This window comes from Nonomuraea sp. NPDC005692 (assembly GCF_040631115.1).
In the GTDB taxonomy this organism is placed as follows: Bacteria; Actinomycetota; Actinomycetes; order Streptosporangiales; family Streptosporangiaceae; genus Nonomuraea.
Window position 1 is genome coordinate 3,022 of record NZ_JBEXYU010000055.1, and the last position, 14,853, is coordinate 17,874.

At 71.8% G+C, this 14,853-nt stretch carries 15 protein-coding genes; 11 read left to right on the plus strand and 4 right to left on the minus strand.

Features of this window, described 5'->3' with window-relative positions; all coding sequences use genetic code 11:
* Nucleotides 1-550: 550 nt before the first annotated feature.
* From ABZ459_RS50545 to ABZ459_RS50555, 3 genes are all read right to left on the minus strand, one after another.
* A complete protein-coding gene (locus tag ABZ459_RS50545; protein ID WP_357988016.1) occupies nt 551-949 on the minus strand; it encodes an ASCH domain-containing protein in 399 nt (132 codons plus the stop codon).
* Between the two features lie 9 nt (nt 950-958).
* Nucleotides 959-1,981: a hypothetical protein gene (locus ABZ459_RS50550; RefSeq protein ID WP_357988019.1), complete on the minus strand. Its 1,023-nt coding sequence runs from the start codon at nt 1,979-1,981 to the stop codon at nt 959-961.
* Nucleotides 1,982-2,077: 96 nt separating this feature from the next.
* On the minus strand, nt 2,078-2,923 hold the full coding sequence (locus ABZ459_RS50555) for a DMT family transporter (RefSeq protein WP_357988022.1): 846 nt from the start codon (nt 2,921-2,923) through the stop codon (nt 2,078-2,080).
* A 58-nt stretch (nt 2,924-2,981) separates the two neighbouring features.
* On the opposite strand from ABZ459_RS50555, the gene ABZ459_RS50560 reads away from it, so the two are divergent.
* The 11 genes from ABZ459_RS50560 (at nt 2,982) to ABZ459_RS50610 (ending at nt 13,107) form a co-directional block, all read left to right on the plus strand.
* A complete protein-coding gene (locus ABZ459_RS50560) occupies nt 2,982-3,221 on the plus strand; it encodes a hypothetical protein (protein WP_357988025.1) in 240 nt (79 codons plus the stop codon).
* Nucleotides 3,222-3,362: 141 nt separating this feature from the next.
* Nucleotides 3,363-4,766 carry a PLP-dependent aminotransferase family protein gene (locus ABZ459_RS50565; RefSeq protein WP_357988028.1) on the plus strand — a complete coding sequence of 468 codons (1,404 nt, stop codon included), beginning with the start codon at nt 3,363-3,365 and terminating at the stop codon, nt 4,764-4,766.
* A gap of 119 nt (nt 4,767-4,885) precedes the next feature.
* Nucleotides 4,886-5,026 carry a CGNR zinc finger domain-containing protein gene (locus ABZ459_RS50570; protein ID WP_357988031.1) on the plus strand — a complete coding sequence of 47 codons (141 nt, stop codon included), beginning with the start codon at nt 4,886-4,888 and terminating at the stop codon, nt 5,024-5,026.
* A 44-nt stretch (nt 5,027-5,070) separates the two neighbouring features.
* Nucleotides 5,071-5,679, plus strand: coding sequence for a GNAT family N-acetyltransferase (locus tag ABZ459_RS50575; protein WP_357988034.1), 609 nt, complete (start codon nt 5,071-5,073; stop codon nt 5,677-5,679).
* Nucleotides 5,680-5,692: 13 nt separating this feature from the next.
* Nucleotides 5,693-6,568 (plus strand): 1,4-dihydroxy-2-naphthoate polyprenyltransferase, encoded by an 876-nt coding sequence (locus ABZ459_RS50580; protein WP_357988036.1) that lies wholly within the window; start codon nt 5,693-5,695, stop codon nt 6,566-6,568.
* A gap of 178 nt (nt 6,569-6,746) precedes the next feature.
* Complete coding sequence (locus tag ABZ459_RS50585) at nt 6,747-8,096, plus strand: cytosine permease (protein ID WP_357988039.1); 1,350 nt, start codon at nt 6,747-6,749, stop codon at nt 8,094-8,096.
* Nucleotides 8,093-9,832, plus strand: a complete 1,740-nt coding sequence (locus tag ABZ459_RS50590) for an adenine deaminase C-terminal domain-containing protein (RefSeq protein WP_357988042.1) — start codon at nt 8,093-8,095, stop codon at nt 9,830-9,832. The genes ABZ459_RS50585 and ABZ459_RS50590 overlap by 4 nt, the downstream gene beginning before the upstream one ends.
* Nucleotides 9,833-9,834: 2 nt before the next feature.
* The gene (locus ABZ459_RS50595) at nt 9,835-10,833 is read left to right on the plus strand and encodes an adenosine deaminase (protein ID WP_352365297.1); all 999 of its coding nucleotides are present in this window, start codon (nt 9,835-9,837) and stop codon (nt 10,831-10,833) included.
* Nucleotides 10,834-10,933: 100 nt separating this feature from the next.
* The gene (locus ABZ459_RS50600) at nt 10,934-11,656 is read left to right on the plus strand and encodes a GAF and ANTAR domain-containing protein (RefSeq protein ID WP_357988045.1); all 723 of its coding nucleotides are present in this window, start codon (nt 10,934-10,936) and stop codon (nt 11,654-11,656) included.
* Between the two features lie 7 nt (nt 11,657-11,663).
* Nucleotides 11,664-12,482, plus strand: coding sequence for an alpha/beta hydrolase (locus ABZ459_RS50605; protein WP_357988048.1), 819 nt, complete (start codon nt 11,664-11,666; stop codon nt 12,480-12,482).
* 49 nt (nt 12,483-12,531) lie between these two features.
* The gene (locus ABZ459_RS50610) at nt 12,532-13,107 is read left to right on the plus strand and encodes an XRE family transcriptional regulator (protein WP_357988051.1); all 576 of its coding nucleotides are present in this window, start codon (nt 12,532-12,534) and stop codon (nt 13,105-13,107) included.
* On the opposite strand, the gene ABZ459_RS50615 is transcribed toward ABZ459_RS50610, so the two are convergent.
* Nucleotides 13,104-14,852 (minus strand): ABC transporter ATP-binding protein, encoded by a 1,749-nt coding sequence (locus tag ABZ459_RS50615; protein ID WP_357988130.1) that lies wholly within the window; start codon nt 14,850-14,852, stop codon nt 13,104-13,106. The two genes, ABZ459_RS50610 and ABZ459_RS50615, sit on opposite strands and share 4 nt — an antisense overlap.
* Nucleotide 14,853: the final 1 nt, after the last annotated feature.

The window sequence follows — 14,853 nt, forward strand, 5'->3', positions numbered from 1 at the left end:
CGGACGACGGCACAGGGGACGACGGCACAGGGGACGACGGCACAGGGGACGACGGCACAGGGGACGACGGCACAGGGGACGACGGCACAGGGGACGACGGCACAGGGGACGACGGAGGCGGGAGTGTGCGGGAGGTGGGTGGGGCGGTTCGCTGAGGGGGTCGGTGCGGGAGTGACGGCGACGCGGGCCGCCTCGCCTTTGCGGCGGGGCTCGTGTCCGGGGGCTCGTGTCCGCGGGCGAACGCTTGGCCCAGGGGCATGATCAGGGGATGTACGGGTGGTTGAGGGCCGCGCTGCCCCAAGGCGGTGGTGTGGGGAGCGGACTGAGGGGCGGATGCTTGGCCCAGGGGCCGTGGCCAGGGGTGTGCGCGGGTGGTTGAGGGCCGTACTCCGCCAAGGCGGTGGCGTGAGGTGCGGCACTGAGGGACGGTGCTTGGCCCAGGGGTGTGTACGGGGGGTTGAGGGCCGTACTCCCCCAAGGCGGTGGTGTGGGGCTGAGAGTGGTGCGGCTGGTGGGGGCCGTTTGGGGGCTGGCTGTTTGTGGTCGGGGGTTATGTGGGGAGTAGACGGTAGTGGAGGCAGACGATTGTGGAGGTGTCGCTCACCTCGTGGCCCAAGGATGACCAGTAGCGCTGGTGGACTTCCCGCCAGTGCTGGATCGAGGTGAATCCTTCGCCTTCCGCCTCGGCGAACTCCCACGGCACCTCGGCGAACGGCACCAGCGCCACTGAGGTGATCTCGATGGTGGCGGCCTTCTCGCCGGCGTCGTCCACGAGGATCAGGTGTTCGCCGACGTGTTCGACCTCTTCGCCTTCCGCCTCGTAGTCGAGGGGCAGGAGTCCGGCGGTGGCGGTCTTCGCGCCCGAGAGGGTGAGGTCGGTCAGCAGGGTGCGCACCTTGCCGGGCGTGCCGAGGGCGAGGACTCTGCGTCCGTCGATGCGGGGCCACATACGCGCATCCTAGAAGACGGGGATGATCTCCTCCGGGTCGATGACGTTCACCTCGACGCCCTCCAGGTCCAGTTCCGGAATGGCGGGGAAGGCGATGCCCCAGCGTTCGACGATCGCGCGGACCTTCGCCATGGCCACGCGCCAGTTCTCCTTCTGTTCCTCGTACGAGAGCACGCCCAGGCCCGCTTCCCTGGCGTGGTCCATCAGGACGCGGTGGTTGTCGAGGAAGTACGGCGGGAGTTCCCAGAAACCTTCCGGAGGCTCCCAGAGAATCATGGAGAGGAACACGAAACCGGCTCGCAGCTGGCGGGTGATGAGGCTGCGGGTCTCGTCGGTGAGGCCCGGCCACTCGTTTTCCAGAATGGTCATGCAGATTTGCAGATGGCGGGACTCGTCGAGGCCGATGCGCTGGAACATCTCGCCGAAGACCGGATGCCGGGTGCCCGTGGCCATGCCCCTGAACAGCGTGGACGCGGCCATCTCGCCCATCATGAAACTCGTGAACAGGACCGGCAGCGAGTATCTACCGACGGCGCTGGTGTAGCCGTTCCAGTAGCGGCCGCCGTTGTGGTAGAGCCAGCCGATGTTGTTGTGGGCGGCCTTTTCGAGATCGTCTTCGGGGGTCCAGCTCAGGGGGCCGCCGGGCCAGAGCCGGGCGATGGTGCGCTGGCAGCACTCCTCATGGTTCATCTCGTCGCGGGTGATGGAGAAGAAGCACTTCCTGACCGGGTCTTCCTCGTGTTTCTCGAAAGCCTGGATGGTTGCGCGGGCGAACACGGCCGGTCCCGAGGCGTCGAAATTGGCGAGCACGGCGAACCAGTACATGATGCCCAGGCGCTGTTCGCGGGTGAAGTCGTCCGGGTTCAGGCCGTCCCATGGGAGGTCGGCCGGGTTCCAGAGTTTGCGCTTGGACTTCTCGTAGATGGCCGCGAGTTTCTCGGTCTCCACGCGCCATTCCATCGGATAGATGTTGGGCTGCGGGATCTCCGGCGCGGGCCAGAAGCCGCCTTCCGGGATCGTGAGGTCCGCCATGATCGTGACACCTCCCCTGCCATCCTGCGTGGCAGAGTCACGCCATGCAAGCTTCGCCGCGGCCCGGTGCGTACGTCGTCGTGCCAGGTCTCTTCCCTACGCGCGGGTGCGCTGCGTGACGGCGACGCAGGCCAGGACGGCGAGCGCGGCGGCCACGGTGGCCGGGCCGAAGCGTTCGCCCATCAGGACCCAGGCCCAGATGAGGGTCAGCAGCGGCTGCGCCAGCTGGGTCTGGCCGGCTCTGGCGATGCCGCCCCTGGCCAGGCCGGCGTACCAGGGGATGAAGCCGAGGAACATCGAGATCAGCGCCACGTAGGCGAAGCCGGCCAGGGCGGGGGCGGTAAGCGTGATGGGGGTGGTGAGGGTCAGGACCGCGGTGATCACGGCGGTCAGCGGGAGGGAGAGGACGAGGGTGTGGCTGATCACCTGCCAGCCGGGGGTCGTCCTGGTCAGGCGGCCGCCTTCGGTGTAGCCGAGCGCGGCTGACAGGAGGGCGCCGACCAGGAGCAGGTCCGGCCAGGCGGCGCCGGCCTGGCCTCGGGTGAGGGTGAAGGCGGTGATCGCGGCGGCGCCGGCGGCGCAGGCGGCCCAGAACAGGGGTCGGGGGCGTTCGCCCGCCCGTACGACGGCACAGGCGGCGGTGGCGGCGGGGAGCAGGGCGATGACCACGGCGGCGTGGGAGGTGCTGGCGCCCAGGTTGAGGGCGAGGCTGCTGAACACCGGGAAGCCGAAGACCACGCCCAGGGAGATCACGGCGTACGCGGGCCAGTGGCGGCGCGGCGGGAGGAGGGGCAGGCGGGCGGCTTTGAGGCAGACCAGGGCGATGACGCCGGCGACGGCGGCGCGGCCGATGGCGACGAGCCAGGGGTCGAAGCCGCGCATCGCGTAGACGGTGCCGGGGAAGCTGCCGGAGAAGGCCAGGACGCCCAGGAAGGCCAGCATCGTCCCTTGCCGGGCGCGGGCGGCGGCTCCGCCGGTCCCTTTGAGGGCGTCGCGAAGGGTGGCGGCGCCGTTCGAGGGGGCGACGTCGTTCGAAGTGGCGGGCCCGTTCGAAGTGGCGGGCCCATTCGAAGTGCCAGGTCCGTTCGAGGTGGCGGCGCCGTTCGAAATGGCACCGGTCGAGGTGGTGACGCCGGTCGAGGGGGGCGAAGAGAAGGCGGGAGAGGTGGCGGGCTCGATGACAGGGGCTGGTGAGGTGCTGGTCCTGGTGAAGGGGCTGGAAGAGGTGGCCGGGTTCTGAGGGGCGGCCGGCTTGTTGGGGGTGGCGGGAGAGCCAGCGGCGGACGAACCGGTGGCAGGAGGCGGGGTGGGGGCCGTCGCGGGGTGGGGGGTGGGAGGGGGTGCTACTGCGTTTTGGGCGGTAGCGCTATCCTTGTCCTTCATGACCAACGATAGCAGTATCGCCCAGATTGCTGCGATACTGCGCGAAGAGGCCACCCGTCTCGGGCCCGGCGCGCGGCTTCCGTCCAGCAGAGAGATCATGCGGCGGCACAACGTCAGCCCCGTGACGGTCTCGCGCGCCATCGGCCAGCTCGCCGCCGAGGGGCGGGTGGTGTCGCGTCCGGGGAGCGGCGCGTTCGTGGCGCCGCGGCCGGTCGTGCGCGGCCAGGACCCCCTGGACCTGTCCTGGCAGACGGTCGCCCTCGGCGACCGGGTCGTGGACGACGGGCCGGTGGCGGCGCTGCTCGCGCAGCCGCCCGAGGAGGTGGTGCCGCTGACCGGCGGCTACCTGAACCCGGGGCTGAGGCCGGACAGGCAGCTCGCGGCGGCCGCCGCGCGGGCGGTGCGCCGTCCGGACGTCTGGGCGACGCCGCCGTTGACCGGCCTGCACGAGCTGCGCGGCTGGTTCGCCCGCCAGGCCGGGGGCGATGTGACGGCGGCGGACGCGCTGATCGTCAGCGGCGGCCAGGCGGCGCTGACGCACGCGTTCAGGGCGCTGGCGGCCCCCGGTACGCCGGTGCTGGTCGAGACGCCCACCTATCCCGGAGCGCTGGCGGCGGCCAAGGCGGCCGGGTTGCGGGCGACGGCCGTGCCGATGGACCGTGACGGCGTACGGCCGGACCTGCTCGCCGAGGCGTTCGCCGTCACCGGCGCGCGGGTGTTCTTCTGCCAGCCCACCCTGCACAACCCCACCGGCGCGACGTTGCCCCTGGAGCGGCGCGCGCAGGTGCTGGAGGTGGCCAGGGCGGCAGGGGCGTTCGTGATCGAGGACGACTACGCCCGTTACCTGTCCCCCGCCGCTCCCCCGTCGCTGGCCTCCATGGACGCGCACGGCACGGTCGTCAACGTGGGCTCACTGACCAAGATCCTGTCGCCCAGCCTGCGGGTGGCCGCGGTCGTGGCCCGTGGGCCGGCTGCGCACCGGCTGCGGGCCAGCCAGCTCGTCGAGTCGTTCTTCGTGGCGCGGCCCTTGCAGGAGACGGCGCTGGAGTTCGTGGGCTCGGCGGCGTGGGGCAGGCATCTGAACACGGTGCACGCCGAGATCGCGACCAGGCGGGACGCGCTCGCGGCGGCGCTGGCTGCCCATGCCCCCGGCGCGGAGGTGCATCTGCTGCCGATCGGCGGTCTGCACCTGTGGCTGCGGCTGCCCGCGGAGGTGGACGAGAACGCCCTGGTCGAGACGGCCCGGCGGTACGGGACGCAGGTGAGCCCCGGGCGGATGTACTACCCGTCGGAGCCGCCGGGCCCGCGAATCAGGGTGACGCACATGGCCGCCGCCAACCTGACGGTCCTGACCGAGGGGGTGCGGCGGCTCGGACGGGCGCTGGACGCACAGGTCCGGTGATCAGATGCCCGGCCGCGATCGCTGCCGCAGGTCACCGTCATCTCGGGCGGCGGCCGTGGATCGACACGCGCGGATGGGTGGGCGGCGGGCGGAGGCCGGTGGGGGGAACGTGTCGGCGGGTGTTCATCGACGCGTCCGGGAATCGTTCGCGCTCATGGTGTTCGATGCGGGTATGCGGTGACAACACCAAGACACGCGCTTACCGGGCGGGGAAGCGGGGTTCGCGTCGTCTCCAAGGCTCAAACACCGATACGGTGTAACTCGTGCCTTGTGGCACGAACGGCAGGCGAAGGAGCGGGCCGAGATGGCAGACGTAGGCGTCCGGGCGGCCCGGCGCGAGGATGTTCTCCAGGTAGCGAATACTCAGATCCGCGCCTGGCGCTACGGATATCGGGAGTTCCTCCCGGAAGGCCCACTCGAGCAGATGACGGGGCCGGCGGCCGAGAAGATGTGGCTGCGTCAGTGGGACGAGGCGATCGTCGCCCCGCCCGGCCCCTCGCACCGGGTGCTGGTCGCGGTGGAGACCATCCTCGACACCGAGGGTTTCCCCGCGCTGGGCGCGGGCGGCAGCGCGGCGCTGACGACCCCGCGCGGCGGCGAGCGGGTGGTGGGGCTGGCCTCGCACGCCCCCGCCGAGGATCCCGACCTGGATCCCAGCAGGGTCGCCGAGATGCTGACGCTGCTGGTCGATCCCGACTTCGTGCGCCGCGGCCACGGCAGCCGCCTGCTCAACGCCACCGTCGACTACCTGCGTGAGGACGGCTTCCGCCAGATCGTCACCTGGGTGTTCGCCGACAACTACGCGGTGCTCGGTTTCCTGGAGTCGGCCGGCTGGGGCGAGGACATGGCCGAACGTGTCCTCGACATGGGCCGTCCGATCCGCATGGTCAGGCTCACCACGGATATCAGCTAGAGGTTTCGACAGCATGGCAACCCCCGGTCAGTGGATCGCGGGCGCGCGCCCGCGCACGCTTCCCAACGCCGTAGTCCCCGTCATGGTCGGCACGGGCGTGGCGATCGGCGACGGCGGATTCGTCTGGTGGCGCGCGGTCCTGGCGCTGCTCGTGGCGCTGTCCCTGCAGATCGGCGTCAACTACGCCAACGACTACAGCGACGGCATCCGCGGCACCGACGACCAGCGCGTCGGCCCGATGCGGCTCGTGGGCTCGCGGGCGGCCACGCCCCGGCAGGTCCTGACGGCGGCGCTGGGCTGTTTCGCGGTCGCGGCGGTGCTCGGGCTGGTGCTGGTGGTCGTGACGCGGGCGTGGTGGATCCTGCTGGTGGGGGTCGCGTGCATCGCGGCGGCCTGGTTCTACACCGGCGGCAAGCGGCCCTACGGCTACCGCGGGATGGGCGAGCTGGCGGTCTTCGTGTTCTTCGGCGTGGTCCCGGTGATGGGCACCGCGTACGTGCAGACCGAGCAGCTGAGCTGGACGGCGTTCCTGGCCTCGATCCCGGTGGGGTTGTTGTCGTGCTCGATGCTGGTGGTCAACAACCTGCGCGACGTCCAGACGGACGGCACGTCGGGCAAGCGCACGCTGGCGGTGGTGCTCGGCGCCGAGCGCACCCGGGCGTTGTACGTGTTGTGCCAGGTGGTGCCGTTCGTGGTGGCGCTGGCGATGATCGCGGTTACGCCGTGGGCGGCGCTCGCGGCGCTGGCCGCGCCGCTCGCGGTCACGCCGATCAGGACCGTGCTGGGCAAGGCCGTCGGGCCGGCGCTGATCGCGGTCCTGCAGCAGACGGGCAAGCTGCAGATGGCGTACGGCCTGCTGTTCGCGGTCGGCTTGGCGATCACCTTGTAACCAGGTACGGCGGTCGGCTTGGCGATCACCTTGTAGCCGGGTACGGCAGTCCTTGGCGATCACTTTGTAGCCGGGGCACAACTGGCCCCCAGCACGCTCGTATGTCCGAATAAATCACCAGGTCACCCCCCTACGGTTCACTGTGTGCGCACACACCCAGCGACCCTCAGGAGGGGCCATGGAACAACGCGGGATCGAGCTGGTCTCGGCCGGCGAAAGGTACGGCCGCCCGCGTGACCTGCTTTTCCTCTGGTCCGGGACGACGATGGGCATCTTCACCCTCGTCTACGGCATCACGATCGTGGCGGCGTTCCAGCTCAGCTTCACGCAGGCGGTCATCGCGATCGTCATCGGCAACCTGCTGTCGTTCCCGCTGGTCGGCCTGACCAGCCTGCAGGGCCCGGCCACCGGCACCTCCACCATGGCGGTCTCCAGGGCCGCCTACGGGCCCAAGGGCGCCCGCGTGCTCAGCTTCTTCGGCTGGCTCAACATGGTGGGCTTCGAGGCCGGCGGCATGGTGCTCATCGCGTTCGCGGCGCTGTCGCTGCTGGAGCAGGCGGGGGTGAGCGACCAGGGGCTCGGGCTCAAGGTCGTGGTCATCCTGGTGGCCGCGGCCATCCAGCTCGTGCTGCCGCTGATCGGGCACGCCGCGGTGATGAAGGCGCAGAAGTACTTCACCTGGGTGTTCGTCGTGCTGTTCGGCCTGATGGCGATCCTGATCGCGCCCAAGGTGGAGCTCGGGGGCGGCGGCGGGTCGGCGGACTTCGCCACGTTCACGATGGCGATCGCGATGATCATGTCGGCGGGCGGGCTGTCGTGGGGGCCACTCGGCGGCGACTACTCCCGCTACCTGCCGGCGAACTCCTCCAGGAAGGCGGTCTTCGGGTACGCGGCCCTGGGCGGGTTCGTCCCGTACGTGCTGCTGATGGTGCTCGGGGCGGCCGTGGCGACCGTGGTCAAGGACAACACCGACCCGATCTCGGGGCTGCCGGGCGCGCTGCCGCAGTGGTTCGTGGTGCCATACCTGCTGCTGGCGATCGTGTCGCTGTTCGCGGTCAACACCACCGACCTGTACTCCTCGGGGCTGAACCTGCAGGCGGCCGGGATCAAGGTCAAGCGCTGGGTGGCGGTCGTCGGCGACCTCGTGCTCTGCGTGATCATCACGTTCGTGGCGGTCACCTCGAACAGCTTCAACACCATGCTCAACAACTTCCTCGCGCTGCTGATCATCTGGCTGGCGCCCTGGGCCGGGGTCTACATCACCGACTGGCTGCGCAGGCGGGGACGCTACGACGCCGAGGCGCTGTTCGACGAGCAGGCGCCCGGCCAGGTCCGGTGGCCGGCGATCATCGCGCAGGTCCTGGGCATGGTGGCGGCGGCCCTGTGGATCAACTCGGCCGTCTTCGTCGGGCCGCTGTCGGAGGCGACGGGCGGCAGCGACTTCAGCATCTTCGCGGGCTTCCTGGTGGCGGGCGCGGCCTACGCGCTGCTCGTCCCGCGGCCCGCCGTACGGACTGTGGAGGCATGATGGACCGCGACCTGCTGGACGTGGCGTACGGGCGACGGCCCGCGGACACGATCATCGCGGGCGGCACGCTCGTCAACGTGCTGACCGGCGAGCTGTACCCGGCCGAGATCGGCATCGTGGGCGGCCGGATCGCCGCCGTCGAGCCGGTGCTGGAGCGCGGCCCGGACACCGAGGTCATCGACGCCCGCGGCGGTTACCTGGTGCCCGGCCTGATCGACGGGCACCTGCACATCGAGTGCAGCAAGTTGTCGGTCACCAGCTTCGCCGACCTGGTGGTGCCGTTCGGCACGACGAGCGTGGTGTCGGGGCTGGACCAGATCCTCGTGGCCGAGGGTCTGCCGGGCGTACGGCGTTTCCTGGACGAGTCGGCGGCGACCGGCATGCGAATCTGGTGGGGTGCACCCGCCAAGGCGCCCTACACCGTGCCGGAGTCGACCGTCGGGCATCCGTTCGGTCCGGCTGAGCACAGGATCGCCCACGAGTGGCCGGAATGCGTGGGGATCTGGGAGACCGTCCAGGAGATGGTGGAACACTCCGATCCTGCCGTCATGGAGGCCCTCGACCTGGCTCGGGAACGGCGGCTGCCGGTGTTCGGCTGCGCGCCGCTGTCCGACCCGCGCCGGATCAGCGGGCTGGCGGCGGCCGGGGTGCGGCTCGACCACGAGTCGTACTCGCACGAGGAGATGCTGGAGAAGCTGCGCCGCGGCATGTACGGCATCATCCGCGAGTCGTCCGTCGCCCACTTCCTCGACGAGAACATCAAGGCCGTGGCCCTGGCCGGCTCCCGCAGGCTGGCGTTCTGCACCGACGACGTGCACGCCGCCGACGTGCTGGCGGGCGGCCACATGGACAAGCTCGTCCGGATGGCGGTCGCGGCGGGGGTCGACCCGGTGACGGCGATCCAGATGGCCACGGTGAACTGCGCGGAGATGTATCGCATCGACCACCTGGTGGGCAGCCTGTCCCCCGGCCGGTTCGCGGACGTGCTGATCGTCGACTCGCTGACGGACTTCCGGGTCCGCGAGGTGATCGCGAACGGCGTGCCCGCCGCCCGCGACGGCCGGATGGTCACGCCGACGCCCGCCCCCGAGCGCGGTCCGGTCCGGCCGTTCCCGATCGCCCCGGTCACCGCGGCCGACCTCGTGCTGCGCGCCGACGGCGACCAGGCGACCGTGCTGACCCTCGGGTTCACCGAGCAGGTCTTCGTGCGCAGGAGGCGCGACGTGACCCTGCCGGTGACCGACGGCGTCGTGGAGCCGTCCGTGGAGCAGGACGCGCTGCTCGTCACGGTCGTCGAGCGCTACGGCAAGACCGGCAACAAGCCGGTCGCCATGGTCAGCGGCATGGGCCTGCGGGCCGGCGCGATCGCCACCAGCGCGGCGCCCGACGACAACAACATCATCTGCGTGGGCGCCTCCCGCGAGGACATGGCGCTGGCCGTCAACACCGTCGCCGAGCAGGGCGGCGGCCAGGCCGTGGTGGTGGACGGCGAGGTGCGGGCGCTGCTGCCGCTGCCGGTCGGCGGCATCGTCTCCGACCTGCCCGCCGCCGAGATGGCGGTGCTGGAGGAGCGGCTCGACGACCTGGCCCGCGAGCTGGGCTGCACGCTGCCGGCGCCGCTGATGTACCTGTTCTTCCTGTCGATCACCGCGATCCCCGACTACGCCGTCACCGACCTCGGGCTGGTCGACTGCGTACGGCTCGAGGTCGTCGACCCCATCCTCACGGAGGTTTGATCATGAAGGACTTCATCGCCGGTCTCCCCAAGTGCGAGCTGCACCTGCACATCGAGGGCACGCTGGAGCCGGAGCTCAAGTTCGACCTGGCCCGGCGCAACGGCATCGCACTGCCCTACACGTCGGTCGAGGAGATGCGGGCCGCCTACTCCTTCGACGACCTCCCCTCCTTCCTCACGGTCTACTACGAGGGCATGCAGGTGCTGCGCACCGAGCCCGACTTCTACGACCTGGCCATGGCCTACCTGCGCAAGGCCGCCGAGCAGAACGTGCGCTACGCCGAGATCTTCTTCGACCCGCAGGCGCACACCTCGCGCGGGGTGCCGTTCGACGTGGTGATCCGCGGGCTGCGGCGGGCGCTGATCGACGCCGACCGGCAGCTCGGCGTGCGGGCCCAGCTCATCATGTGCTTCCTGCGCGACTTCCAGGCCGAGTACGCGATGGCGACGCTGCTGGAGTCGCTGCCGTACAAGGAGTGGATCGTCGGCATCGGCCTGGACTCCGACGAGAAGGGCAACCCGCCGGCCAAGTTCGCCGCCGTGTACGAGCGGGCCCGCCAGGAGGGCTACCTGCTGACCATGCACTGCGACGTCGACCAGGACAACTCGATCGAGCACATCCGGCAGGCGATCGAGGAGATCGGCGTCGACCGGATCGACCACGGCGTCAACATCCTGGAGGACCAGCGGCTGGTGGACCTGGTGCTGGCCCGCGGCATCGGCCTCACCTGCTGCCCGATCTCCAACGGGTACGTCACCGACTCCATGAAGGCCGAGGGCATCCGCAAGCTCATGGAGCTCGGCGTGCGGGTGACGATCAACTCCGACGACCCGGCGTACTTCAACGGGTACGTGGGCGAGAACCTGGTGGCGCTGCAGGAGGAGCTGCAGCTCACCCGCGAGGAGCTGGCCCGGCTGGAGCGCAACGCGTTCGAGATCACCTGGCTGCCGCGGCACCTGAAGGACGCCTACCTGGCCGAGGTCGACGCCTACCTCGCCTGAGGAATCCCGGGAATCCTCCGGCGGGGCCCGCTTAGAACCCCGCTGGAGGGGCAGGCTGTCTGGTCGCAGGCGTGAGCCGCAGCCGAGCGCGAGGGATTTGTTGAACAGGACCGCTGTTCCGGCCGGAATCGACGAGTTCGAACGGGCACTGGTGCGGAGTGTCGTCGTCGCCGCCCGCGCGATGCCCGACTCTCCGCTGGTCAGCGTGACGTTATGCACCGAACGCGGCATCCGTTCGGCGGCGTGCGCGCACGCCCGTGCCGGGATGCTCGACGGCCTGCAGTCGGCGGCCGGGCGGGGGCCGAGCTTCGACGCGATCGAGGCCGGGCGGGCGGTCACGGCGGCCGGTCTGGCGGCCTCCGACGCCCGCTGGGGTTCCTTCCGCCCGCAGCCGCACGGCATCCGCAGCCTGCACGCCGAGCCGCTGACCTCCCAGGGTCGGCTGCTGGGCACGCTCAACCTCTACTCGGCGGGCGCGGCCGGCTTCGCCGCGCCGACGCATGTCGCGGCGCAGGTGAGCGCCGCGACGATCGGCGTGCTGTTCGACGTGGCGATCGGCGTGGCCCGTACGCGGGAGGTGTCGGCGCAGCTGAAGGAGGCGCTCGGCACCCGTCCGGTCATCGACCAGGCGATCGGGATCGTCATGGCCCAGCGCCGCTGCACCGCGCACCAGGCGTTCGAGATCCTGCGCAACGTCTCCCAGGACCGCAACGTCAAGGTGCACCACGTCGCGGCGACGATCGTCCGGTCGGTGAGCGGCAGCCCGCCGCAGCGGCCGCGGTTCGAGGATCCGCCGCCCGACGACCACGGGCACCCGGCATAATCGCCCCATGCCCTCCTTTCTCGCCCACGACGGGACCGAGCTGGCCTATCACGTATCCGGGACGGGCGAGCCGCTGGTGTGCGTGCCCGGCGGCCCGGGCCGCGCCTCCCACTACCTGGGCGACCTCGGCGGCCTGCCCCGGCGGCTGATCCGGCTGGACGGCCGGGGCACCGGCGACTCGGCGATGCCGGCCGACCCCGGGACGTACCGGTGGGACCGGCTGGCCGAGGACGTCGAGGCGCTGCGGGAGCACCTCGGGCTGGACCGCATGGACCTGCTGGCGCACTCGGCGGGCGCGAACGTGGCCGTCCGGTACGCCGGGCTGCATCCGGCCCGCCTCAGATCGTTGTGCCTGGTCGCGCCCTCGCCGGTCGCCGTGGGGTGCACGCCGACCGAGGAGGACTGGCAGGCCGGTCTGGAGCTGCGCGCGCACGAGCCGTGGTACGCCGCCGCCCTGGCGGAGTTCCTGGCGGACGAGGGCGTGGAGCGCCACCGGTTCTTCTACGGCCCCTGGACCGAACGCGCCGCGGCCCATTCCGCCGGGGCCGAGGAGGAGTGCGGCGAGGCCGCGGCGGACGGCTTCTACGCGCCGTCCCCCGTGACGCCCGAGGAGGTCAGGGCCGGGCTGGCCGCCCTCGACGCGCCGGCGCTGCTGCTGACCGGCGACGTGGACGTCCACCCCTGCCGCCTTTACGCGCGGCCCTTCGCCGCCCTGTTCCGCGACGCCACGCTGGTGACACTGCCCGACGCCGGCCACTTCCCGTGGGTGGACGACCCGGCCGCGTTCGTCTCCGCGGTGACAGGCTTCCTGGACAAGGTGGCCTGACGCGCAGGGCATGATGGGGGTGGACGCCGGGACAGGAAGGACTCACCACGTGCGGCAGGAACTCGCGGTCACCAACGGGCAGGCCGCCGGGGTGCGCGGCGCGCTGGCGGGCAACCTGCGGCGCACGCGGCTGGCCCGGGGGTTCAGCGTCCGCGAGCTGGCCGAGCTGACCGGGGTGAGCAAGGCGCTGATCTCGCAGATCGAGCGCGGCGTGGCCAATCCGACGATCGAGGTGCTGACCCGGCTGGCGGGCGCGCTGGAGCTCACCTTCGCCGAGCTGACCCGTACCCGGCTCGCCGAGCCCGAGGTGCTGCGCAGGAGCGAGGGGCTGCCGGTGGCCGTGGGCGACACGACCGTGCGCGGCCTGTTCGCGGCGGCCGACCGGCGGCGGTTCGAGCTGGCCGAGGGCGAGCTGCCGCCGCTGACGCGCAGTGCCAGGAGCGCCCACGGGCACGGGTCCGTGGAGCACGCCTACGTGGTGTCCGGCGAGGTGACGGTCGAGAGCGACACGTGGTCGGTGCGGCTGGGCGAGGGCGACGCGGTGCGGTTCGGGGCCGAGGTCGACCACGTCTACTCGACCGGCGAGCGCGGCTGCCGGATGCTCACGCTGATCTCCTACGACTAGCCGGGCCAGCGGCTGCTTCCGTCGGGCACGCTGGCCAGCAGCTCGCGGGTGTAGGGGTGGGCGGGGGCGTCCAGCACCTGGTCCACGTCGCCGGTCTCGACGCATTCGCCGGCCCGCAGCACGTACAGGCGGTCGGCGAGCTGGCGGACGACGGCCAGGTCGTGGGTGATGAACAGCAGGCCCATGCCCAGGCGTTCCTTGAGCCCGGCGAGCAGGGTGAGCACCTGCGCCTGCACCGAGACGTCGAGGGCGGAGACGGGCTCGTCGCAGACCAGCAGGCGGGGCTCGCCGGCCACGGCCCGCGCGATGGCCACGCGCTGCCGCTCGCCGCCCGACAGGCCGGCCGGGCGCTTGCGGGCGAGTGCGGGGTCGAGGCCCACCAGGCGCAGCAGCGCGCCGACGTCCGTGGGGCGTCCCTCGGCGGCGAGCGCCTCCTTGAGCGTCGCCCCGACGGTACGCGCCGGGTTGAGCGTCGAGTACGGGTCCTGGAAGATCATCTGGGCCGTCCGGCGGGCCTGGCGCACCGCCTGGCGGGACATGCGGGTGTGGTCGGAGCAGTCGAGCCCGTCGAGGGTGACGACGCCCGCGTCGGGGCGTTCCAGGCCGGTGACGCAGCGGGCCAGCGTGGTCTTGCCCGACCCCGACTCGCCGACGACGGCCACGACCTCGCCCGGCGCCACGGTCAGGTCCACGCCGGCCAGGGCCGGCCGCGACGCGCCCGCGTACGTCTTCCGCAGGCCCGTCACCGCCAGCAGGGGCGCGGCGGCGGTACGCGGCGGCGACGGCACGCCCTGCGGGGGCGGCGGCGCCTCGGGCAGCGCGGCGGCCCGTACGCAGGCCGACAGGCGAACCTCCGCGCCCGGCACGGGCACCAGGGCGGGGACGCCCGCGCGGCACTCCTCCCCCGCGTGCGCGCACCGGTCGGCGAACCCGCAGCGCCCGGCCACCGCGTCGTGGGCCGGCACCGAGCCCGGCACGGACGGGATGACCGGCAGCCGCCGGTCGGCGGGCGGCTCGGCGGCCAGCAGCGCCCGCGTGTACGGATGCCGCTGCTCCTCACGCAGCTCGGCGGCGCGCCCGACCTCCATGACCCGGCCCGCGTACATGACCACGACCCGGTCGCACATCGAGAACGCCAGCCGCAGGTCGTGGGTGATGAGCAGGAACGTCATGTCCCGTTCGCGCTGGATACGGCGGATGAGGGCGAGGACCTCGCGCTGCGTGGTGGCGTCGAGGGCGGTGGTCGGCTCGTCGGCCAGCAGGATCCGCGGCGCGGCGGCCAGCGCGCAGGCCAGGCCCACCCGCTGCCGCATGCCGCCGGAGAGCTGGAAGGGGTAGCGGCCCGCCACCTCGCCCGGCAGGCCCACCTCGGCCAGCAGCCGCGGCACCTCGGTCCTGGGGTCGGCGCCCTCCGGCAGGCCGTCGGCGATCTGCTTGCCGGCCCTGCGCAGGGGGTTGAGCAGCGTGAACGGGTCCTGCATGAGCAGCGAGACCGTGCCGCCGCGCTGCCGCCGCCTGGCTCTGGGGTCGTCGTCGACCCGCCGCCCGTCGATCTCGACCCGGCCGGTGGACTCCAGCCCGGCGGGCAGCAGCCCGAGCAGCGCGCGGACGGTCAGCGACTTGCCCGAGCCGGACTCGCCCACGATGGCCACCGACTCGCCGGCGGCGACCTCGAAGGACACCTGCGACAGCAGCGTACGGCCGGTGTCCGGCTGCCGTACGGTCAGGTCGGCCACCCGCAGCATG